Raw genomic sequence first — 22,898 nt, 5'->3', positions numbered from 1 at the left:
ACCCCTCATCGTTCAAGTGGCGGAACGATAGCCCAAGGGCGGCCACCGCGTTAGCCCCTGTTTAGGCACGGGTGAAGACCCCTCGCCCCGCTTGCGGGGAGGGGGTTGGGATGAGGGGCCTTCCCCGGCGATCAGATCCCCAGGATGAACTTCTGCGCCCGCATGATCTCGAAAAAGTCGCGCGCGGCGAATTGCACGGTGCGGTGGCCGATATGCTTGGCGCCGGGATACCAGGACGCCCGATAGGCGTCGGTCGGATTGTTGAAGACGGCTTCCAGCACCGTCACGTCGGCAATGGGCAGCAGCAGCTTCGACCGGTCGAGCCCCAGCGCCTTCTTCACCCCCGCCCTGATGTTGGCGCGCGCCACCCTGGGCGCCACGGAAACGGTCGACCGGCCGATCCCTTCGCTGACCGCCACCGTCACCATGCCTGGGTTCAGCTTCTCGGCATCCTCGCAGATGCCCTTATCGCCGGAGATGAACACGGCAGGCACCTTGAAATAGGCGGCGGCGGTGCCGTGCAGGTGGAACTCCGACGCCGGCACCCCGTTGAGGCGCAGTTCCGAGATGCGCAGGTTCATCGTATGCGCCAGCGGATTGGTCTCCGACCCGGCGCGGCTGTGATAGCCGGTGAAGATCACGGCATCGAACCCGTCCTCTATCCCCTGCACCATGCTCAAGGGATGTCCGCTCCAGCCGCGGATGATCCTGACGCAGTCGGGCAGGTTCGCCGTGACGATGTTGCGCCCGGAATCGTGCGCGTCCTTGAGCAGGATCTCGGTGGCCCCGGCCTCGATCGCGCCCTCGATCGCCGCCATCACCTCGCCCGTCATCAGCTCGCGGAACTCCGGATAGGAATCGTGCGGCTTCTCGGCCTCGTCCCAATGCGTGATGCCGGCGGTGCCTTCGATGTCGCTGCTGATGAAAACCTTCATGGCGATCCTCTGATCGGGGAATGGCTGGGCGAAAATGCGGGCCCGATTGATGCCCGATCGGCGAGGGAAATGCAATTGGCGCCCTAGCGCCACCCGACGGCCGCCACCCGACGGTCGCTTCCTGACAGCCAGGGAAGGAGCGGCGGCTCAGTCCTGCGCGCCGCGGCGTTCTTGCCTGCGCCGGGCGACGAAGGCCTCCAGCGCTTCGGCGATGCCGGGATCGAGCGGCGGCGCCACGTATGAATTCAGCGCCTGCTGCCAGACCGAGGTCGCGCGCATGGTTGCGTCCCTGGCACCGTCCGCCGCCCAGTTGGCATAGGAGCGCCAATCGGCGATGAGTGGCTTGTGGAACGCATTCTGATAGCGTGCCAGCGTATGCTGCGCGCCGAAGAAATGCCCGCCGGGAGCCACTTCGCGCTGCGCGTCGAGGCCCAGTTCGGCATCGGAGATATCGAAGGGCTGCACCAGCCCCGCCATCAGCTGCAGCATCTCGACATCCAGCACGATCTTCTCGAACGAGGCGCAAAGCCCGCCTTCCATCCACCCCGCCCCGTGATAGACGATATTGGCCCCGCCCAGCACCGCCGACCAGAGCGACATTTCCGATTCATACGCCGCCTGCGCATCGACGGCGTTGCTGGCACTGGCATTGCTGGCGCGGTAGGGAAGGCCGCAGCGCCGCGCCAATTGCCCGCCGATCAAGGTCGCGCGTGCATTCTCCGCCGTGCCGAAGGCGGGTGCCCCGGAGCGCAGATCCACGTTCGACGTGAAGGCGCCGTAGACCACGGGCGCACCGGGGCGCGCAAGCTGCGTCAGGACGATGCCGGCCAGCGCCTCCGCATTCTGCTGCGCCAAGGCGGCGGCAAGGCTGACCGGCGCCATCGCACCCATCAGGGTGAAGGGTGTCACCACCGTGGCCTGGCCCCATTCCGCCATCGCCATCAGCCCGTCGCTCATCGCCTCGTCGAAGCGGCGCGGCGAATTCACCGAGATGATGGTGAGGACCGATGGATCGTCGATGAGGTCTTCGCGCGTCTTCCCACGCGCGATCGCCATCATGTCGATGCCGTCGAGCGCCCGCTCGGCGCCGATGGCCGTGCAGTGATAGACCTTGTCGGAGTAAGTGAGATTGGCGAGATAGCAATCGAGATGCCGGCTCGCCGCCGGCAATTCCTGCGGCGCCGTCGGCTGGTTGCCGAGAAGATGGATGATGTCGAAGCTCTGCCCCAGCTGGATGAGGCGCCGATAATCGGAGAGATTGCCGGCGCGCCGCCCGTTGATGCGATCCTCGACCGTGGGCGGGCCGGCCACCAGGCTGAAAGCCATCGCGTCGCCGCCAACCTCGATGCGGCGCGCCGGATTGCGCGGCGTCAGCGCGAATGCGCGCGGCGCGGTTTTGAGCGCCTCGGCGATGAGTTCGGCGGGGATGCGCACCAGGCCCGTTCCCTCATCGACCTTGGCGCCGGCCTTGGCGAAAGCGGCACGCGCCTTGGCGCCCATGAATTCGATGCCGATCTCATCCAGAATGGTCAGCGAGGCGCGGTGAATCGCCTCGACCTGTTCGGGATGGAGCGGCTCGACCGGTTTGAGATGGCGCTTGAGGATCGCCGGAAAATGCCCCTGGGAAAGCCCGCTCTCGCGCGGCCGCCGCGGATGCTCCACCCCCCGCCGCCGCACCCGCGCGCCACTTTCGAGATCGTCGCTCATGACACTCCGCCCTTTCAATCCTTCCCTCTCCCTTCGAAGGGCAGGGCCTTCGAGGAGGAGGCGTAGAGGTGACATTAGCGAGTGCATGACCGACTGAACAGAACACCCCGCGCGCAATTATGCGCTAGCGCGATGCGCAGAACTCATTGCCGCGCTGCACGCGCCGCAATCCCCTCTCCCTTCAGGGGGAGGGTCAGGGTGTGGGGGTGTCAATGACGGCTATCGACAACGAGAAGCATCACGCCAATTGGCCGGATTGGTAGTCCTTGAATGCCTGTTCGATCTCGGCCCTCGTGTTCATGACGAAAGGGCCGGCGCGCACGACCGGTTCGCCGATCGGCCGGGCGGCGAGGACGAGGATGCGCGCGCCATCGGGGCCGGCTTCGATGTCGATCTCGTCGCCTTCGCCCAGCACCGCCATCTGCGTCGCACCGACCGGGCGGCCGCCGATTTCGGCCGAACCTTCGAACACATGCGCCAGCACGGTCGCCTGCGCATCGACCTTGTGCCGCCAGCTTGTCCCCGCCGGCAAGGCCGCATCGACGAGAAGCGGCTGGCGCGAGACGCCGTTGACCGGGCCGCTGATGCCTTCCGCCGTGCCGGCCACGACCTTCAGCACGATGCCGTTGGGCAGTTTCGTCGCCGGAATCTCGGCGGGCGCGTAATCCTGATAGCGCGGCGCCGCCATCTTCTCGGCGGCCGGCAGGTTGATCCAGATCTGGAAGCCGCGCATCAGGCCGTCGGTCTGTTCCGGCATTTCCGAATGGATGAGGCCGCGCCCGGCCGTCATCCATTGCGCGCCGCCGGATACGAGGAGCCCGCTGTTGCCGCGGCTGTCGAAATGGCGCATGCGCCCGGCCAGCATATAGGTGACCGTCTCGAAGCCGCGATGCGGATGGTCGGGAAAGCCGCCGATATAGGCGCCGGGATCGTCCGAGCCGAATTCGTCGAACAGCAGAAAGGGATCGACCTGCGTGACCCCCGGCACCGGAAAGAGGCGCTTCATCTTGACGCCGGCGCCGTCCGACGTTTCCTGCCCCTTGATGATGTGCCGCGTCTCTCTGATCGCCATGGCTTGCCGCGCTCCTTCTCGCCAGGCGGAAGCTAGGCGTGGGGATGGAAACCGACAATAGCGACTTTGCGCATCTCATTGTTCACTGGACGGCAACAGCCGTTAACCCTGTTCATGTGGGCTGGTTGAGAAAGCGCTGACATTTCAATTGTCTGCAACCAGGCCGGGTTTGCATAAAATTAATTCTTTCGGCGCATCCTTCGTCGCTGGGGCGCTTATGCATTGGGGAGGCCGATCATGAAGCTTGCTGCCAAGATGCCCGCCGCCGTCACCGCGCTCATCGCCGCGTCGATCGTGACGCTGGGCCTCATCGCGGTCTATTTCGCCCAGGGCGCGTTGCGCCAATCCGCCGAAGGCAAGCTGGTGGCGCTGGTCGATGCGCGTGCCGCGGCGCTCCAGGATTATCTCGACAGCATCGTCGAGGATCTTTCCCTGCTGGCGCTGGCTGGCGACACGCACCGCGCCGTCACCGCCCTTGCCAAGGGCTACCGCGAACTTCCGGAAGGCGCTCCGCGCAAGCTCTATGTCGATGAGAATCCCAATCCGGGCAAATTGTGGGAGCTCGACGCCGCCGCCGACGGCTCGCCCTACAGCGCGGCGCATGCGGCGTTCCATCCCTGGTATCGCTCGATCGCCGAAACGCGGGGCTACTACGACATCTTCCTGGTGGGCCCCGCGGGCGACGTCGTTTATTCGTACACCAAGGAGCCGGATTTCGGCACCAGCCTGGCGGCGGGGGAATGGAAGGAGAGCGATCTTGCCAAGGTCTGGCGCAAGATCGACGACGGCAAGGGCAGCGTCGCCATCGCCTTCTCGGATTTCGCCGCCTACGCCCCCAGCAAGGGTGTCCCGGCCAGTTTCATGGCCGCGCCGATCATGGAACAGGGCGAATTTCTCGGCACGCTCATCTTCCAGATGCCGATCGGGCGCATCAATGCCGTCATGCAGCGGGCCGAGGGCATGGGTGAAAGCGGCGAAACCTATATCGTCGGCGCCGACAATCTGATGCGCAGCGATTCGCGTTTCCTGAAACCGGACGAAACCTCGATCCTCAGTCAGGAGGTGGCGACACCGACAGTCGCCGCCGCCCTCAAGGGAGAGACAGGCGTGCTGCCGATCGAGGATTATCGCGGCATCGACGTTGTCTCGGCCTATAAGCCGGTCATCTTCGAAGGCGTCAGCTGGGCCGTCATCGGCGAGGTCGATGCCGAGGAAATCTTTGCTCCCGTACGCGCGACGCGCAACATCATTCTCGCCGTGGGGGCGATTGCGCTTTTCCTCGCCGCGATCGTCGGCTTCTTCGGCGCGCGCGCGATCGCACGGCCGCTGGCGGCCCTCACCCACGTGATGCGCGTCATGGCCGGGGGCGAATATACGGTCACCGTTCCGGCGACCGCGCGCAAGGACGAACTGGGCGAAATGGCCCAGGCGACCGAACAGTTCCGCGGCAAGCTGATCGAGGGGCGCGAGCTGGCAAGGCAGCAGGTCGAGGCCCAGGAACGCCAGATCGAGCGCGGCAAGCAGATGGAAGCAGCCGTCACCCAGTTCGACAAGGCGATCGGCGCGGTGGTCGAGGGTGTGAGCGCCGCCGCGACCGAATTGCAGACGACCGCCCAGGCAATGTCGGCCACCGCCGAGGAAACGGCGCGGCAGTCCAATGTCGTGGCCAATGCCGCCGTCGAAATGACCCAGAGCGTGCAGACCGTGGCTTCGGCGACCGAGGAATTATCCGCCTCGATCGGGGAGATCGGCAACCAGGTGACCGAATCGAACCGCGTCGTGGGCGATGCGGTGGCCCAGGCGGATACAACCAATACCCGCGTGAGAACCCTGGCCGACGCCGCCGAGAAGATCGGCAATGTCGTAACCCTCATCAACGAGATCGCCAGCCAGACCAACCTGCTGGCCTTGAACGCGACGATCGAGGCGGCGCGGGCGGGCGAAGCAGGCAAGGGCTTCGCCGTGGTCGCTTCCGAAGTGAAGAATCTGGCGATGCAGACAGCGAAGGCCACCGATGAAATCGGCGGCCAGGTACGGGCGATCCAGCAATCGAGCGAAAGTTCGGCCGATGCCATCCGCGACATCACCAAGGTGATCGGTCGCATCAGCGAGATTTCCGGCGCCATCGCGTCGGCCGTGGAGGAACAGGGGGCGGCGACCCAGGAGATATCGCGCAACGTCCAGCAGGTGGCGGCCGGCACCACCGAGGTATCCGCCAATATCGGCGGCGTCACCGAGGCATCGGAGCATACCAGCCAAGCCTCGCACCAGGTGCTTACCGCCGCCGCCGAACTGGCCAGGAACGGCGCCGTCCTGCGCAAGGAGGTCGAAACCTTCCTGCATGTGGTGCGGCGGCTTTAGAGCATTTCAACATTACCCGGAATCGCGCGCCTTGCTCCGGTATTCCCCAGGGCAATCGCATGTACCCGAATTTGTCACCCCCGGGCCCCCGCCGACGCATGTCGGCATGCACCGGCAAGGCCCCGGGATGACGGAAAAATGTAACAGCGTTTGATGGAAACACCCCTCACCCCAACCCCTCCCCGCTATCGCGGGGCGAGGGTTGGGGTGAGGGGTAGGCGTTCCAGTCTCGGCTTTTTCAGCTCAGTTCTTCACCGTATCCTCGAGGAAGAAACGGCCGAGCGGGTTCTGGTAGAAGCCTTCGATATTCTTCCGGCTGACATTGCGATAGGGGCTGTAATAGAGATCGATCCAGTGCGCCTCGTCCTTGGCGATGGTCTGGATCTCGATATACATGGCCTCGCGCTTTGCCGGGTCCATCTCGACGCGGGCCGCCGCCACCAGTTCCTTCACCTTGTCGTTCTGGTAATGGGTCATGTAATTGTTGTTGGCGTCATGGCCCAGCACGAAGGTCGTCTTCTGGTCCGGGTCGATCACGTCATTGGTCCAATAGTTGATGGCCAGGTCGTATTCGCCATCGACTTCCATCTGCCAGGACGAGCTGGGATCGACCTTGGCGATGTTCACCGTGATGCCGGCCTTGGCCAGCTGTTCCTGGATGAGGATCGCGGTCTGCTCCTGCACCTCGTCGCCGGTATCGACGATGAAGCTGAGGGAGAGGTCGGAGACACCGGCGCCTTCCAGCAGCTTCCTGGCACCTTCCGGATCGTAAGGCCGCTGCAGATTGCCGTCGTTGTGATAGAGCGCGCCCTTGGGCACATAGGAATTGGCGACTTCACCGAAGCCGAAGGTCGCCGTGTCGACGATGGCCTGCTTGTCGATCGCCATGTCCAGAGCCTGACGCACCGGAACCTTCGCCAGAATCTCGTTGCGCTGGTTGATGAGGAGATGATCCTCGCGCGTCGAGGGGTCGAGATGGACGCTGAGACTGGCATCCTTCTGCAGCTCGGCGATGCGGGAGAAGGGCACGAAGATGGCGGCATCGAGCTCGCCCGCCTGCACCTTCAGCATGCGGGTATTGTCGTCGGGGATCGAGACCCATTCGACACCATCGAGCTTGACGCGGTCGGCTTCCCAGAAATTCGGGTTCTTCTTCAGCACGACCTTGTCGCCGCGCTTCCACTCGACCAGTTCGAAGGCGCCCGAACCCAGCGGCTTTTCGGCGATCGCCTCCTCGCCCAGTTCGGTGACCGATTTTTCGGAGAGGATCGAGGCGCCCGGCATGGCGAGCGAGGCCAGGAACGGGGCCGCCGGCTGCGTCAACGTGATGACCAGCGTATGGTCGTCCGCGGCTTCCGCGGTCTTGATCACCTTGTAGCTGTCGGCCCAGAGCGAGCCTTCATTGTCGCGGATGCGGGTCAGGCTGAAGGCTGCGTCCTTGGCGGTCACGGCCGAACCGTCGGAGAATTTCGCGTCGCGGATCTTGAACGTGTAGGTAAGACCGTCGCCCGAGACTTCCCAGCTTTCGGCAATGCCCGGCTCCAGCCTGGTGCCGGTCTTGTCGACGCGCACCAGCACATCGAAAATGTTCGAGAACACCCAGAAATCGACGTTCTGCGTGGTCTTGATCGGGTCGAAGGTGGTCCCGTCCTCGCGCCGGCCGATGGTCAGCACGCCGTCGGCCTCGGCCATGCTGGTCCCCAATGTCAGCAGCGCGAAGATGCTCGCGGCACCGATACTCAGCCATTTCTTCTTAAGCATGGATCCTCTCCTGTTCGCTGTGGGTGGTCTGGTCTTGATAGAGGTGACAGGCAACACGGCATCCGGCCACGAAGCGCTGCGCCGGATATTCCTGGCGGCAAACCGGCATCGCGTCGGCACAGCGCGGATGAAAGGCGCAGCCCGTCGGCAGGTCGAGCGGGCTTGGCGGTTCGCCGCCCAGGGGATCGGCCGGCAGGATGCGGTCGGGATCGATCTCCGGGATCGCCCGCATCAGGGCCCTGGTATAGGGATGCCGGGGCGCGCCGAAGACGTCCTCGGTGGCACCTTCCTCGACGATGCGCCCCAGATACATGACGGCGACGCGGTCGCAGATGCGCCGCACCACGCCGAGATCGTGGGCGATGAAGATGAGGGCGAGGTTCATGCGCGCCTTGAGCTCGATCAGCAGATTGATGATCTGCGCCTGGATCGAGACGTCGAGCGCCGCCACGCATTCGTCGGCGACGATGAGCTTGGGTACGATGGCCAGCGCCCGGGCGATGCCGGCGCGCTGGCACTGCCCGCCGGAAAGGGCGCGCGGCCGCCGGTTGGCGAGGTCGGGGCTGAGGCCCACCAGCTGCATCAGTTCGGCGACACGCGCCGCGATCCGCGCCGGCGGCACCTTGCGATGAACGCGCAGGACTTCCGCGATCGCCTGGCCGATGGAAAGGCGTGGATTCAAGGCATTATAGGGATCCTGGAAGATCATCGCGGTTTCCAGCCGCAGCCGCAGGATGGCATCGCGATCGCCGCCGCCCACATCGATGCCGTCGAAATCGACCGCGCCCGCACTGATGTCGCCAAGGCGCAGGATGGCGCGGCCGAGCGTGCTCTTGCCGCAGCCGCTCTCGCCGACCAGGCCCAAGGTTTCGCCCGGTTTCAGCGTGAAACTGACGCCGTTGACCGCGCGCACCAGCCGGCCCTTGGGGCCAGGGAAATGCACCTGCAAATCCTTGACGCGGAGCAGCGGCGCGCTCATGGCTCCATCTCCGCCGTCACCGGACAGGCCGCCAGATGACTTGCCGCACGCCTCACCAGCGCCGGCACATCTTCCCGGCAGCTCGGCCGCGCCAGATCGCAGCGCGGATGAAAGCGGCAGCCCGGTGGCATGTCGCCGGCGCTTGGCGGCTGGCCCGGAATGCTCGGCAGCAACCCGCTCCCCGCACCATGCGCCGGCTGACACGCAATCAAGCGCGCGGTGTAGGGATGATAGGGCGCCTTCAAGACATCGCGCTTGGGTCCCCGCTCGACGATGCGCCCGCCATACATGACGGCGATGGAATCGCAGGACTGCGCCACCACGCCCAGATCGTGCGTCACCAGGATGATCGAAAGCCCGCGCTTGTCCCTGAGATCCAGCAGCAGCCGCAATATCTGCGCCTGCACCGTCACATCGAGCGCCGTCGTCGGCTCGTCGGCGATGAGCAGCTGCGGATCGCACGCCAATGCCGCCGCGATCATCGCGCGCTGCTTCATGCCGCCGGAAAATTCATGCGCATATTGCCGCGCGCGGCGCGCGGGGTCGGGAATACCCACCTGGCGCAGCAGGTCGACGGTCTGCGACCAGCCTTCCGCGCGTGAGACGCCCCGGTGCAGCACGATCGATTCCGCGACCTGCTCGCCGATACTCATGACGGGGTCGAGATGGCTGGCCGGGTTCTGAAAGATCATGCCGATGGAGGCGCCGCGTTCGGCGCGGATTTCAGGCTCCGCCATCGCCGTGAAGTCGCGCCCGTCGAAAATGACCTTGCCCTCGGCCAGCTCGAGATTGGCGCCGGGGAGGAGGCGAAGGAGCGCCCGGCAGGTCACCGACTTTCCCGACCCGCTTTCGCCGACCAGTCCCAGCACCTCGCCCCGGCGGAGCGAAAATGACGTTTGTTCTACAATGTAGAATATGCGCCCGCCCAAACGCGCCCGGACGGAGAGGTTTTCGACCCGCAGAAGGGTCTTTCCGGGGCTCATTCCCGAACCCCCAGTTTTTCGCCCAATCCGTCGGCCAGGAGGCTGAAGCCCAGCGCCATGACGACGATGGCGAGGCCCGGAAAGGCGGTGATCCACCAGGCGGTGGTGATGAAGTTCTGCCCCTCGGCGATCATGATGCCCCATTCGGCGGTCGGCGGCTGGACACCCAGCCCCAGATACGAGATGGCGGCACCGTTCAAGACCACCAGCACCACATCCGACATCGAGAAGACGATCGAGCCGGTGAGTACATTGGGCAGGATGTGGCGGAAGAGGATGCGCGGATGGCCGTAGCCCAGACTCCGCGCCGCCAGCACGAAATCGGCCGACTTCAAGACCAGCACCTGCGCGCGGATGAGCCGCGCATAGGAGACCCAGCCCACCAGCGCCATGGCGATGTAGAAGCTGCCGAGGCCGGGCTTCAGAATGGCGATGATGGCGAGCATCAGGACCAGGAAGGGAAAGGCCAGCACGATATCGACGAGGCGCATCGCCACCGCATCCACGACGCGGCCGGCATAGCCGGCGATGGCGCCGATGGCGGTGCCGATGAGGAACGGGAAGGCGACGCCGATGAGGCCCATCTGCAGATCGATGCGCGCCCCCCAGATGATGCGCGAGAGGATGTCGCGACCGAAATTGTCGGTGCCGAACGGATGCGCGGGACTTGGGCCCTGCAGCTTCACATCGAGATTCTGCGCAATGGGATCGAACGGCGCCACGATGGGGGCAAAGAGCGCCAGCAGCACGATGGCGCCGATGAGCAAGCCACCCAATATCAGCGGCAGCGGATGCTTGCCCAAACGCGGCAGCCAGGCAGGGCGCAACGCAACGGCATTCATAGCTCCACCCGGGGATCGATGGCGACGGTGAGCACGTCGGCCAGGAAATTGACGATGACGGTGGCGCAGGCAAAGACCATGGCGACCGACTGCACCACCATGTAGTCGCGCGTGAAGATGCCGCGCACCAGGAGCTGGCCCATGCCGGGAATGGAGAAGACCGTCTCGATGACGACGCTGCCGCCGATCAGCCAGCCGATATTGACGGCCAGCAGATTGATGGCCGGGATGACGGCATTGGGCAGCACATGGCGCCAGAAGATGCGCGCTTCGGAAAGGCCCCGCGCCCTGGCGGCGGTGGCATGGTCGGAGGCCAGTTCCGCGATCATGCTGGCGCGCAGATTGCGCGTGACGACGGCGGACAAGGCCAGCGCCACCGTGAAGCAGGGCAGCACCAGATGATGCAGCCGGTCGCCCCACATATCGCCATAGCCCGCCACGGGAAAAAGGTCGAGCTTCACGCTGAAGAGGATGATCAGCATGATGGCGAGCCAGAAGGGCGGGAAGCCCAGGCCCGCGGTCGAAAGGAGGCGGATGGCATGATCCGCCACGCGCCCGCGCCGCGTCGCCGCGAGCGAGGCCAGCGGAATGGCCAGCGCCAGCGCCAGCACGACGCTGCCCAGGATCAGCAGCGAGGTGGGCGCCAGGCGCTCGGCGATCAGCTGCAGCACGGGGATCTTATAAAGGATCGACTTCCCCATATCGCCCAGCGCGAGGTTCTTGAGGAAATAGAAATATTGCAGCCAGATCGGCTCATCGAGACCGAACTGCGCGCGGATGCGGGCGATGGCTTCCGGCGTCGATTTGGCCCCCAGCAGCACGCGTGCCGGATCGCCGGGGATAAGCCGCACCAGGACGAAGGTGACGATGCTGATGCCGAGCAGAACGGGCAGAAGCTGCAGCGGCCGCGCCAGGATGAATCGGTAGCGGTGGAGAGTCATTTGCCGGAATGACGCTTCAGGAAACTGCTCAGCACCGGATAATAGGCATGCGGCTCTTCGTAGAAAGGCATGTGGCTGGAATTGGGGAAGACGTGGAGTTCGGCATTCTTCAGGTGCAGCTTCATGCGCATCGAGCAGGCCGGCGTCAGTTCGTCATGCTGGCCGGTCGTGATCAGCACGGGACAGGGAATCCTGTGCAAATCGGGGACGCGGTTCCAATCCTTGAGATTGCCGGTATAGAGGAATTCGTTGGGCCCCTGCATGGTGACGTAAGGCCCCATGTTCCAATCGTCGAGCGAGCGTTTGACCGGCGCCGGCCATTCCTGAAGCCTGCAGACATGGCGGTAATTGAGGATGGTGACGGCGGCCTGATATTCGGGATGCGTCAGCGTGCCCTGCGCTTCGTGCCGCTGCATCATGGCGACGGTTTCGGAGCCCAACGCATCGCGCAGGCGCATCAGTTCCGAAACGAGATGCGGCATGTCGGCATTGGTGTCTTCGAGGATCAGCGTCTTCAGATTCCCAGGATGCGTCACCGCATATTCGATCGAGAGCCAGCCGCCCCAGGAATGGCCAAGGAGATGCACCCGGCCCAGGTTCAGCGCCGTGCGGACGGTTTCGACCTCCGCCACATAGCGCGTGATGTTCCAGAGTTTCGCATCGGTCGGCCGGTCGGAAGCACCGGTGCCGAGCTGGTCGAAGGCGACGACACGATAACCTTGATCGATGAGGCAGGAATGCGCCTCGCGCAGATAATCGCAAGGGAGGCCCGGCCCGCCATTGAGGCAGAGGATGGTTTCCGGCCCCTTGCCGAAGGAATAGGCGACGACCTTATAGCCATCGACCGCAATCTCATGCCGTTCGTCGGCGGCAATCTCGCGCCACATCGTCCGTCCCCTCGAAGTTCAACCAGCCTGTCTCGTCACGCGCTCTTGTTCGGCGCGCGTATAGCAGCGATGCTAGGGCTTTCGCAGATGCGAGAGCAAGCGCATTCGCCGCACGGTGGATGCAAAACTAGGCTGCGCGGGATGCAGGCGCTTGACGGGTGAGGACGTTCGCTTGACCGGATGCGTGAGCCCTCGCCCCTCGCGGGAGAGGGCGGCGAGGCGAGAGCCGAGCGGGTGAGGGGGATCTCTCAACGAGTCCGTTCTCACCACCCCCTCACCCCGACCCTCTGCCGCGAGGGGAGAGGGAGATGAGGCCGTATTGGGCTGGCCTCCATCACCCGAAACGCGTGAGGTACTTCTCCGCCAGTTCCGCGCTGCCTTCCGCGTAACCCGGTCCTTCTGTTCGCGCGAGGTCGGTTTCGCCGTGCGATCCCATCCAGGCGAAGAGGGTCAGTCGGCGCAGAAGGATGAAGCTGTCGATCTCATCCGCTTCGATGCTGGAGAGCGCGCGCTGGCGGCGATAGCCATCCTTCCAGGCTTCGATCAGGTCCGGCACGTCGGCGCGGGTCTCGAAGAAGCTCACCGCCGTCGCCGCATCGTAAAGAAACCAGCCGAGGCCGCTATCGTCGAAATCGATGACGCGTACATCGCCCTCGTGCAGCAGCAGGTTGGCGAGGCGGAAATCGGCATGGATATAGCCATAGCGATTGCGCGCCTGGCCGAAAGCGGCGAGACGCCGCGCGAGGAGATCGACCGCGCGCTGGATGAGGGCCGCGCGGTCCGGCGTGCAATCCGGCCCGAAACGCCAATCGCCCCAATTGGGCGCGGCGCCGACGGCATGGTCGAAGTCCCAGGCAAGGCGGTCGAAATAGGCAGGCCGCATCCATTGTTCGCTGTGATTGTGGCACCGCGCCGTGACCTCGCCCAATTGGCGGAAGGGCGCGATGAGATCGTCCCGCGGCGGCTCGATCCCGTCGATGAATTCGAACAGCACGCAATGGCGCGGGCTCTCCAGCGCCGGATGCGAAACGGTCTGGATGTCGGCGCCGTCGCGGCCTGGTATCGCCTGGGGTGTCTTGACGCCCGCCTCGCGCTGCAATGCCCGCATCCAGGCCAGTTCGCTGCGGATCCCGCCCAGGCTGTGATAGCCCGCACGGTGCACGCGCAGGATCACGGGCCGCTGGCAATTCTTCGGCTGCACGCGGAAGGTCCAGTTTTCCGAATGATTGATGAGTTTCACCTCGGCGCCATGCAAGTGCCAGCGCGGCAGGGCGGAGATAGCGAGGTCGGTGATGAAAGGCGTGAGCTGGGCGGAGGTCAGCGGGTGGGTCATGCGTCTGTTCGGGTGATGCGGTCGGCAAGTGTCATAGAGCGGACGCCCGCATACTTGCAAGGGAGCGGCAGGAAATAGCGCAAACGGACCCGCGCCTTATCCCATTGCGGAGAAATTCATAGGTGGCCGGGAATGGAATGCGGGCGCTTAGCGCCGCGGCTTTTTGGGAAGCTTCTTCGCCTCCTGCGCCAGATCAGCTATGTTCTTGTCGGCGTCTTGATGACGTTCGAGCCTTCGCTGGCGAGCGAATTTCTCGTACTGGGCTTCCGCGTGCCGCCTCGCGTCAGCGGCTTTCACCAAGCCGCCCGTCTTCAGTACGGCACGGCCGAGCTGCGAAAGCTGGCGGTCCAGAAGCTCCTGGGCGTCCCGCATCACCACCAGGCGGCCCAGATCGAGCTGATCCTTGAATATGTCGAGCAGGATCGTGGTCAGCCGGTTCAGTTCCTTGATTTCGGATTCGGCCAGATAGTTCTTCGATGTCGCGACATCGGTCTAGCGAATATTGTCGTTCGGCCAGATCTGCAGGCCCATATTCGCGACGCCGGAATCGGCCCTGGCCATCACGATTTCCGAAGGCGTCTGCGAGGTGACGGCATAGACCAGTTTGGCCTGCGTCCGCTGATAGAAGTCCCGCGCGGATTCGGTTGAGCCGTCATAATCCTGGCACAGGGCACAAATGTGCTTCAGCTCGCGCTAGACATTCGCTTCGTCCGAACGGATGTCGCGGATGATCTCGCGCAGTTCGGCGACCCTGTCGGCATTTTCCGGCTGCTTGAGGCGCCGGGAATCGACCACGAAGCCCTTCCTGGCGAACTGAACCAGGACAGAGGTCGCCCAGCGGCGGAAGAGCGTGGCCTGGGCCGAGGACACGCGGTAGCCCACCGAGATGACCATATCGAGGTTGTAGAGGGTTGCGGGGCGGCCCATCGTTGTTTGCAGTTTTTGCAAAGAAGTCGCTTCGTCCAGTTCTCCCTCATCGAGAACATTGGCGATGTGCCGCGAAATGGTGGATACGTCGCGGCCGAAAAGCTGGCCGATTTGCGCCTGGGTCATCCACAGTGTTTCGCCTTCATAACGGATATCGAACTGGAGTCCCTTGTCGGTGCCATAGACCAGGAACCGGTCGCCGGTTTCCGGATCCTCGACCAAGTGGACGGGCCCACCTTCCCTGTTTTCGGTCATCTTGCTGCCTTGCCTGTCACTCTCAATAGAACATTATAGCAACAACTCCTCCGTGCCTAGGGTCTCCCCCCCTTTGACCAGGGTTATCGCATGTTGAATTTCATGCGTCGGCGGGGACCCGGGGATCAGCCAGCAACTGAAAGACAGAGCCCGGTCGAACCAGATGCCCGGATCAAGTCCGGGCATGACGAATTTGGGTACATGCAATAGCCCGACCCCTTTGACGGAGATGTGCCGCCCGCGTTACGCGGGCCCAGTCAAGCTGAAGCGCGCATCGCGGAGATATGCGAGTTTGGCGCGGGCGTTGCCGATTTCCGCTCTATCCAATTCGGCGAGGATGACGGCGGGCTGGTCGCTGGCGCGGACCAGTTCCTTGCCGTCGGGGGCGATGATGCAGGAGAGGCCGGCATAGTCCCAATCAGCTTCGCTGCCCGCCTGGTTGGCATAAGCGAGGAAGACACCGTTTTCCAAGGCGCGCACGGGGATCATCATTTCGGCAATCCGCGCCCAGTGCCGGCGCAAGGCGGTCGGGGCTATGACGAGGTCGGCGCCGGAGAGGGCACAGGCGCGCACGGATTCGGGAAATTCGACGTCGTAGCAGATGAGAGGGGCCACCTTGAATCCGCCCAGATCGAAAGTGACGAGGCGGTCGCCGGCCGTGAAGACGGCGCGCTCCTCGTCCGAAGGGAGATGCAGCTTGCGATAGAGGGCGAGTTGGCGCCCCAGCGCATCGAAGACCTGCACCGAATTATAGAGGCGATCGCCGTCCCGTTCGGGAAAGCCGTAGAGGATGGCGACATGCGTTTCCTGGGCGAGGCGCGCCACTTTCCGCGCGAAGGGACCGTCGGCGGGTTCGGCAAGGCGCCTTATGTCGGCGGCATCGATGCGATAGCCGGTCATGAAGAGTTCGGGTGTCACCAGAAGGTCGGCGGTGCCGGAGAGGTGCCGCGCCACCTCGGCCAAGGTGGCGAATTGCCAACCGGTATCGAGCGGCACGGAATCATTCTGGAGCAGCGCGAGGCGCATTTATGTCCGACTTTCTTTCGCGAATGAATGGGCGCCCGCGAGACTATCTTAAGCTTGGCGTCAGCCGCGAGGCGCTTATATCTCATGCATGGATATCAAACCCGCAACGGAGGCCGATCTGCCGGCCTTGATCCGGCTGCACGATTCCGCCTTTGGGACGGTTTTCGAGGGCCGGCTGGTGGCCGATCTCATGGCGGCGGATCTTGCGGCGATCTCGCTTGTTGCTTCGGTCGAGGGCGATGTCATCCTGGGCCATATCCTGTTCAGCCCGCTGCTGGTGGAGGTCGGTTGCGACACGGCGCTGGCCCTGGCGCTGGCGCCCTTGGCCGTCGCGCCGGCGCATCAGCGCCAGGGTGTCGGCAGTGCCCTGGTCGCGGCGGGATTGGACGAGGCGCGCCGCCAAGGCTGGGATTGCGCGGTCGTCCTGGGCCATCCGGAATATTACCGGCACTTCGGCTTCGCGCCCGAACCGCTCCAGGGTTTCCAGGCACCCTTCGAGGGCCCGGCCTTCATGGCGCTGGAATTGCGCCAGAGCGCGTTAAGTGGTAGAAAGGGCAGGATAATTTATCCAGAACCCTTCGGCATCCCAGCCCATGCGGACCCTGTCCCGGCCGGCTGATAGCCGTTCCCGATCAATTCTGATAAATTTCTTTTATTAGATCATAATCCGAAGCGATTTGAATCCCGCCGCCCGGTCATGGATTTACTATTTGGATGTCGCTTTTTGGACACCAAGGCCGCCGCTGACACCCTACATCAGGGGATCGAGACGAGAGGCCATCGGGAGAGAAGACGCCAATGTCGGGATTAGCTGCCGCCAAATCCGCCGTCAGATCCTGGGATAAGGACGCTGCCTTGAGCATCGTCCAGGAAAAGAAATCTCTGGATGGCGCCCTGATGCCCATCCTGCACGCGCTCAACGACGAATTCGGCTATGTCGATGCCAGCATCGTGCCCGTGATCGCCGACGAACTGAACCTCTCCCGCGCCGAAGTGCATGGCGTGCTCAGCTTCTATCACGATTTCCGGAAGGAACCGGCGGGCCGGCATGTGGTGAAGATCTGCCGCGCCGAAGCCTGCCAGTCGATGCAGGGGCGCGAGCTGGAAGAGCATATCAAGCGGCACCTCAAAGTAGAGCTGGGCGAAACCAGCGCCGACAAGAAGATATGCTTCGAGGCGGTCTATTGCTTGGGGCTTTGCGCCTGCGCGCCATCGATGATGGTGGATGGCAAGCTGCATGGCCGCGTGACGCCGGAAAAGTTCGACCGGATCATGGCGCAGAAGATGGCGGGGGCGCGCTAATGAAGACGATCTACATTCCAGCCGATTCAGCCGCCATCGCCTGCGGTGCCGACGAGGTCGAGCGCGCGGTCAAGGTCGAGGCGCTGGCGCGCAAGATCGAGGTGAGGATCATCCGCAACGGCAGCCGTGGCCTGCTGTGGCTGGAGCCGATGGTCGAAGTGGTGACAGAAGCCGGCCGCATCGCCTATGGCCCCGTGGCGGCGGAAGATGTGGGCAAGCTGTTCGATGCCGGCTTCCTCGACGGCGGCAAGGATCATCCGCTGCACCTCGGCAAGCCGGAGGAGATTGCGTATTTGAAGAACCAGGAGCGCGTGACCTTCGCGCGCTGCGGCATCATCGATCCCACCGACATCGAAGACTATATCGCGCATGAAGGCTATCGCGGCCTGAAGAACGCCGTGCGTATGAGCGGCGACGCCATCGTCGCCGCCGTGACCGAATCGGGCCTGCGCGGGCGCGGCGGCGCGGGGTTCCCGACCGGCATCAAGTGGAAGACGGTGCTGGGCTGCGCGGCGGACCAGAAATACATCGTCTGCAACGCGGACGAGGGCGACAGCGGCACCTTTGCCGACCGCATGATCATGGAGGGCGATCCGTTCCTGCTCATCGAGGGCATGACCATCGCGGGGCTGGCGGTGGGCGCCAGCAAGGGCTTCGTCTATATCCGCAGCGAATATCCGCTGGCCTATCAGCAGATGGAAAAGGCGATCGTCAGCGCCAACCGCAAGGGCTATCTGGGCCCGGATGTGATGGGATCGGGCAAGGCATTCCAGCTTGAGCTGCGCCTGGGTGCCGGCGCCTATATCTGCGGCGAGGAGACCTCGCTGCTGGAAAGCCTGGAAGGCAAGCGCGGCATGGTGCGCGCGAAGCCCCCGCTGCCGGCCATCAAGGGCCTGTTCGGCAAGCCGACCGTCATCAACAATGTGCTGTCCTTCGTCGCGGTGCCGACGGTGCTCGACAAGGGTGCGGCCTTCTACAAGGATTTCGGCATGGGCCGCTCGCGCGGCACCAAGCCGTTCCAGCTGGCCGGCAATGTCCGCCAAGGCGGGCTCATCGAGAAGGCCTTCGGCATCACCATCCGCCAGCTGATCGAGGATTTCGGCGGCGGCACCGCATCGGGCCGGCCGGTGCGCGCGGTGCAGGTGGGCGGGCCGCTTGGCGCCTATTTCCCGCAGAGCCTCCTCGATACGCCGATGGATTACGAAGCCATGGCGGCGGCCAAGGGCATGCTGGGCCATGGCGGCATCGTCGTCTTCGACGACAGCGTGGACCTGTCGCGGCAGGCGCGCTTCGCGATGGAATTCTGCGCGGTCGAATCCTGCGGCAAATGCACGCCCTGCCGCATCGGCTCGACCCGCGGCGTCGAGGTGATCGACCGCATCCGCAATGGCGAAAACCGGCAGAAGAACATGGAGCTGCTCTCCGACCTTTGCGACACCATGATCGACGGGTCGCTCTGCGCCCTGGGGGGCCTGACGCCCTTCCCCGTGCAAAGCGCCATCCGCCATTTCCCGGAAGATTTCAACCGCGCCCCCCAGGGTTCGTCGGCACGCGCCGCGGCTGAGTGAGGAGAGAGACCATGCTGATCAAGGAAACCGATTTCGGCACGCCGATCCGCCTCGCCACCAAGATGGTGACGCTCTCCATCGACGGGCAGCAAGTCACCGTGCCGGAAGGCACCTCCATCATGCGCGCGGCGGCCGAGATGGGCACGAAGGTGCCCAAGCTCTGCGCCACCGACAGCCTCGAATCCTTCGGCTCCTGCAGGCTTTGCGCGGTGGAGATCGAGGGGCGCAAGGGAACACCCGCTTCCTGCACGACGCCGGTCGAAAACGGCCTCAAGGTCTGGACCCAGACGGGCAAGCTCGCCAAGCTCCGCCGCAATATCATGGAGCTTTATATCTCCGACCATCCGCTGGATTGCCTGACCTGTCCCGCCAATGGCGATTGCGAGTTGCAGGACATGGCGGGCGCCGTGGGCCTCCGGGAAGTACGCTACGGCTTCAAGGGCGCCAACCATCTCGATGCCGAGAAGGACGAGAGCAATCCCTATTTCACCTTCGACGCGTCGAAATGCATCGTCTGTTCGCGCTGCGTGCGCGCCTGCGAGGAAGTGCAGGGGACGTTCGCCCTCACCATCGACAGCCGGGGCTTCGCCTCGACCGTGTCGCCGGGGCAGAAGGAAGATTTCCTGGGGAGCGAGTGCGTCTCATGCGGCGCCTGCGTGCAGGCTTGTCCCACCGCGACGCTGATGGAAAAGAGTGTGATCGAGGCCGGCCAGCCGGAGCATTCCGTGATCACCACCTGCGCCTATTGCGGGGTCGGCTGTTCGTTCAAGGCCGAGATGCGCGGCACCGAAGTCGTCAACATGGTGCCCTATAAGGATGGCCAGGCCAATCACGGCCATTCCTGCGTCAAGGGCCGCTTCGCCTGGGGCTATACCACGCACCAGGACCGCATCACCAAGCCGATGATCCGCGCCAGGATCACGGACCCCTGGAAGGAAGTCTCCTGGGAAGAGGCGATCAATCACGCCGCGTCCGAGTTCAAGCGCATCCAGAAGCAGTATGGGCGCAATGCGGTGGGCGGCATCACTTCGTCGCGCTGCACCAATGAGGAAACCTATCTGGTGCAGAAACTGGTGCGCGCCGGTTTCGGCGTCAACAATGTCGATACCTGCGCCCGCGTCTGCCATTCGCCGACCGGCTATGGCCTCTCCCAGACCTTCGGCACCTCGGCCGGCACGCAGAATTTCGATTCGGTACGCGAAGCCGACGTCATCATGGTGATCGGCGCCAATCCCACCGACGCGCATCCAGTCTTCGGCAGCGCCATGAAGAAGCGGCTGCGGCAGGGCGCCAAGCTCATCGTCATCGACCCGCGCGCCATCGATCTGGTGAAGTCGCCGCACGTCAGGGCGGCGCATCACCTGGCCCTCAAGCCCGGCACCAATGTCGCCATGGTCAATGCGCTGGCGCATGTGATCGTGACCGAAGGGCTGGTCCGGGAGGATTATGTCGCCCTGCGCTGCGACATGGCGGAATTCAACCGCTGGCGCGACTTCGTCGCCGACAAGCGCCATGCGCCGGAGGAGATGGAGAAATATACCGGCGTGCCGGCCGCGGAAGTCCGCGCCGCCGCGAGGCTCTATGCCAGCGTCCGCAACGCCGCCATCTATTACGGGCTGGGTGTGACCGAACACAGCCAGGGTTCCACCATGGTCATGGGCATGGCGAACCTTGCCATGGCGACCGGCAATGTCGGCCATGTGGGAGCGGGCGTGAATCCATTGCGCGGGCAGAACAATGTGCAGGGGTCGTGCGACATGGGTTCGTTCCCGCACGAACTGCCGGGCTACCGCCATATTTCGACCGACGCGGTGCGCGAGCAGTTCAACGCGGCCTGGGGTGTCACTCTCGATCCTGAGCCGGGCCTGCGCATTCCCAACATGCTGGATGCAGCGGTCGACGGCACCTTCAAGGGCCTCTATGTCCAGGGCGAGGATATCGCGCAGTCCGATCCCAACACGCAGCATGTGACGGCGGGCCTTGCCGCCATGGAATGCGTGGTGGTGCAGGACATCTTCCTCAACGAGACGGCCAATTACGCGCATGTCTTCCTGCCCGGCACGACGTTCCTGGAGAAGGAAGGCACCTTCACCAATGCCGAGCGGCGCATCAACCGCGTGCGGCAGGCCATTCCGCCGATGCCGGGCCTTGCCGATTGGGAAGTCACCATCATGCTGAGCAACGCGCTGGGCTATAAGATGGAGTACAGCCACCCATCCGAGATCATGGACGAGATCGCGCGCCTGACGCCGACCTTCAAGGGCGTTTCCTATGCGCGGCTGGAGGAAATGGGCTCGATCCAATGGCCCTGCAACGACGCGGCGCCCGAAGGCACGCCGACCATGCATATCGAGAAGTTCGTGCGCGGGCTGGGCCGCTTCATGATCACCGAATTCGTGCCGACCGAGGAACGGGTGGGGCCGCGCTTCCCGCTCATCCTCACCACGGGCCGGATCTTGAGCCAGTACAATGTCGGCGCGCAGACGCGGCGCACCGAGAATGTGGCCTGGCATCCCGAGGACGTGCTGGAAATCCACCCGCACGATGCCGAGGAACGCGGCATCCGCGACGGCGACAATGTGGCGGTGGTGAGCCGGGTGGGGGAGACCAGCCTCAAGGCCGTCATCTCCGAGCGCATGCAGCCCGGTGTCGTCTACACGACCTTCCACCATGTCGGCACCGGCGCCAACGTCATCACCACCGACTTCTCCGATTGGGCCACGAACTGCCCGGAATACAAGGTGACGGCGGTCGAGGTCAGGCTTTCCAACCACCAGTCGGAATGGCAGCGCGAATATGCCCTGTTCCGCGACGCGGCGCGGCGCATCACCAAGGCCGCCGAGTAGCGCCATGATGAAGAAGCTGCCGCAACAGGATGACGAGACCGGGGAAATTCCGCCGGTCGTCGTGCCGGTGAAGTTGCGGGAGCTTTGCTTCGACGGGACCGAACTGGACCGGCTCGACTTCCTGGCCGAGGAAGTGCCGGTGGCGCTGGTCTATAACGGCATCTCTCATGCCGTGATGATGGCAAGCCCCGCCGACCTCGAGGATTTCGCGCGCGGCTTTTCCTTGAGCGAGGGCATCGTCGAGCAGGCAGCCGAGATCCGCGATGTCGAGATCCTGGCCCACGAAAAGGGCATCGAACTGAAGATCGATCTGGCGCCGGAGAGTTTCTGGCGCCTCAAGGAACGCCGCCGTACCATCGCCGGCCGCACGGGCTGCGGCCTTTGCGGGCTCGACAGTCTGGAAGCGGTGGCGCGCGATCTGCCGAAGGTCGGCGGCGGCATGAAGATCGGCCTCGCGGCCATCGAGAAGGCGCTCTCCGCCCTGCCGCCCGCCCAGGTTTACAATGCCCAGGCCCATGCGCTGCATGCCGCGGCCTATGCGGACGCGCAAGGCGATCTGCTGCTGGTGCGCGAGGATGTGGGGCGCCACAATGCGCTCGACAAGCTGGCCGGCGCCATCGCCGTGGCGCGGATCGATCCCGCGTCCGGCTTCTGCCTGATCACCAGCCGCTGTTCGGTCGAGATGGTGCAGAAGGCCGTCATCGCCGGCTTTCCCATGCTCGTCTCCGTCTCGGCGCCGACACGCATGGCGGCGAAGGTGGCGGAGGAAGCCGGCATCACCCTGCTGGCCCTGGCGCGCGCCGACAGCGCGCTGTGTCTTACCCATCCACACCGCATCGCGCTCTAAGGGGGCAACGATCCCATGAATAACGACCGCCTGATTTCGATGGCGAACCAGATCGCCGATTTCTTCCAATCCTATCCGGAAGCGGAAGCGGTCGAGGGCATCGCCACGCATATCCAGAAATTCTGGGACCCGCGCATGCGCCAGGGCATCTTCGCGCACCTCAATGCTGGCGGCGCCGGACTGAAGCCGCTGACCCTGAAGGCGCTGCAGCAGCTGGCGGCCAAGCAGCCGGATCTGGTCAAGAGCGCGTGAGCGGCTCCTTCATGTCATCCCCCGCGAAGGCGGGGGATCCACGAGTTTCTTTCCACGCATCGCGTGGTTGGAGG

18 protein-coding genes and 1 pseudogene are annotated in these 22,898 nt (G+C 64.3%); 7 read left to right on the top strand and 12 right to left on the bottom strand.

Features of this window, described 5'->3' with window-relative positions; all coding sequences use genetic code 11:
- Positions 1-131 precede the first annotated feature (131 nt).
- The 3 genes from ACE3TY_RS14730 to ACE3TY_RS14720 all read right to left on the bottom strand — a co-directional run bounded on the left by ACE3TY_RS14730 (position 132) and on the right by ACE3TY_RS14720 (position 3,714).
- A complete protein-coding gene (locus ACE3TY_RS14730; RefSeq protein ID WP_374654242.1) occupies positions 132-935 on the bottom strand; it encodes a M55 family metallopeptidase in 804 nt (267 codons plus the stop codon).
- A gap of 147 nt (positions 936-1,082) precedes the next feature.
- Positions 1,083-2,642, bottom strand: a complete 1,560-nt coding sequence (locus tag ACE3TY_RS14725; protein ID WP_374654240.1) for a trimethylamine methyltransferase family protein — start codon at positions 2,640-2,642, stop codon at positions 1,083-1,085.
- 238 nt (positions 2,643-2,880) lie between these two features.
- On the bottom strand, positions 2,881-3,714 hold the full coding sequence (locus ACE3TY_RS14720) for a pirin family protein (RefSeq protein WP_374654238.1): 834 nt from the start codon (positions 3,712-3,714) through the stop codon (positions 2,881-2,883).
- A 237-nt stretch (positions 3,715-3,951) separates the two neighbouring features.
- Here ACE3TY_RS14720 and ACE3TY_RS14715 point away from each other — a divergent pair, with 237 nt between their 5' ends.
- The gene (locus ACE3TY_RS14715; RefSeq protein ID WP_374654237.1) at positions 3,952-6,075 is read left to right on the top strand and encodes a methyl-accepting chemotaxis protein; all 2,124 of its coding nucleotides are present in this window, start codon (positions 3,952-3,954) and stop codon (positions 6,073-6,075) included.
- 243 nt (positions 6,076-6,318) lie between these two features.
- On the opposite strand, the gene ACE3TY_RS14710 is transcribed toward ACE3TY_RS14715, so the two are convergent.
- The 9 genes and pseudogenes from ACE3TY_RS14710 to ACE3TY_RS14670 form a co-directional block, all read right to left on the bottom strand.
- Positions 6,319-7,836: an ABC transporter substrate-binding protein gene (locus tag ACE3TY_RS14710; protein WP_374654235.1), complete on the bottom strand. Its 1,518-nt coding sequence runs from the start codon at positions 7,834-7,836 to the stop codon at positions 6,319-6,321.
- The gene (locus ACE3TY_RS14705; RefSeq protein WP_374654233.1) at positions 7,829-8,815 is read right to left on the bottom strand and encodes an ABC transporter ATP-binding protein; all 987 of its coding nucleotides are present in this window, start codon (positions 8,813-8,815) and stop codon (positions 7,829-7,831) included. Before ACE3TY_RS14705 ends, ACE3TY_RS14710 begins: the two co-directional genes overlap by 8 nt.
- On the bottom strand, positions 8,812-9,798 hold the full coding sequence (locus tag ACE3TY_RS14700; protein WP_374654231.1) for an ABC transporter ATP-binding protein: 987 nt from the start codon (positions 9,796-9,798) through the stop codon (positions 8,812-8,814). Before ACE3TY_RS14700 ends, ACE3TY_RS14705 begins: the two co-directional genes overlap by 4 nt.
- Positions 9,795-10,640: an ABC transporter permease gene (locus ACE3TY_RS14695; protein ID WP_374654229.1), complete on the bottom strand. Its 846-nt coding sequence runs from the start codon at positions 10,638-10,640 to the stop codon at positions 9,795-9,797. The genes ACE3TY_RS14700 and ACE3TY_RS14695 overlap by 4 nt, the downstream gene beginning before the upstream one ends.
- A complete protein-coding gene (locus ACE3TY_RS14690) occupies positions 10,637-11,581 on the bottom strand; it encodes an ABC transporter permease (RefSeq protein ID WP_374654227.1) in 945 nt (314 codons plus the stop codon). Before ACE3TY_RS14690 ends, ACE3TY_RS14695 begins: the two co-directional genes overlap by 4 nt.
- The gene (locus ACE3TY_RS14685; RefSeq protein ID WP_374654225.1) at positions 11,578-12,468 is read right to left on the bottom strand and encodes a proline iminopeptidase-family hydrolase; all 891 of its coding nucleotides are present in this window, start codon (positions 12,466-12,468) and stop codon (positions 11,578-11,580) included. Before ACE3TY_RS14685 ends, ACE3TY_RS14690 begins: the two co-directional genes overlap by 4 nt.
- Positions 12,469-12,802: 334 nt before the next feature.
- Entirely contained in the window at positions 12,803-13,801 is a 999-nt protein-coding gene (locus tag ACE3TY_RS14680; RefSeq protein ID WP_374654223.1) for a phosphotransferase enzyme family protein, read from the bottom strand.
- 147 nt (positions 13,802-13,948) lie between these two features.
- A pseudogene (rhuM, locus tag ACE3TY_RS14675) lies at positions 13,949-14,695 on the bottom strand (RhuM family protein).
- A gap of 531 nt (positions 14,696-15,226) precedes the next feature.
- A complete protein-coding gene (locus ACE3TY_RS14670) occupies positions 15,227-16,009 on the bottom strand; it encodes a carbon-nitrogen hydrolase family protein (protein WP_374654221.1) in 783 nt (260 codons plus the stop codon).
- Between the two features lie 88 nt (positions 16,010-16,097).
- On the opposite strand from ACE3TY_RS14670, the gene ACE3TY_RS14665 reads away from it, so the two are divergent.
- The 6 genes from ACE3TY_RS14665 to ACE3TY_RS14640 all read left to right on the top strand — a co-directional run bounded on the left by ACE3TY_RS14665 (position 16,098) and on the right by ACE3TY_RS14640 (position 22,824).
- On the top strand, positions 16,098-16,628 hold the full coding sequence (locus tag ACE3TY_RS14665) for a GNAT family N-acetyltransferase (protein WP_374654219.1): 531 nt from the start codon (positions 16,098-16,100) through the stop codon (positions 16,626-16,628).
- A 179-nt stretch (positions 16,629-16,807) separates the two neighbouring features.
- Entirely contained in the window at positions 16,808-17,311 is a 504-nt protein-coding gene (locus ACE3TY_RS14660) for a formate dehydrogenase subunit gamma (RefSeq protein WP_374654217.1), read from the top strand.
- Positions 17,311-18,879, top strand: a complete 1,569-nt coding sequence (locus tag ACE3TY_RS14655) for a formate dehydrogenase beta subunit (RefSeq protein WP_374654215.1) — start codon at positions 17,311-17,313, stop codon at positions 18,877-18,879. The genes ACE3TY_RS14660 and ACE3TY_RS14655 overlap by 1 nt, the downstream gene beginning before the upstream one ends.
- 11 nt (positions 18,880-18,890) lie before the next feature.
- Entirely contained in the window at positions 18,891-21,725 is a 2,835-nt protein-coding gene (fdhF, locus tag ACE3TY_RS14650; RefSeq protein ID WP_374654213.1) for a formate dehydrogenase subunit alpha, read from the top strand.
- A gap of 4 nt (positions 21,726-21,729) precedes the next feature.
- Positions 21,730-22,572: a formate dehydrogenase accessory sulfurtransferase FdhD gene (gene fdhD, locus ACE3TY_RS14645; protein WP_374654211.1), complete on the top strand. Its 843-nt coding sequence runs from the start codon at positions 21,730-21,732 to the stop codon at positions 22,570-22,572.
- Between the two features lie 15 nt (positions 22,573-22,587).
- A complete protein-coding gene (locus ACE3TY_RS14640) occupies positions 22,588-22,824 on the top strand; it encodes a formate dehydrogenase subunit delta (protein WP_374654209.1) in 237 nt (78 codons plus the stop codon).
- Positions 22,825-22,898 lie beyond the last annotated feature (74 nt).

Source organism: Dongia sp. (assembly GCF_041918875.1).
GTDB lineage: Bacteria > Pseudomonadota > Alphaproteobacteria > Dongiales > Dongiaceae > Dongia.
Note: the sequence above shows the minus strand (reverse complement) of the source record. Positions and strands in the feature narration are given on the sequence as shown.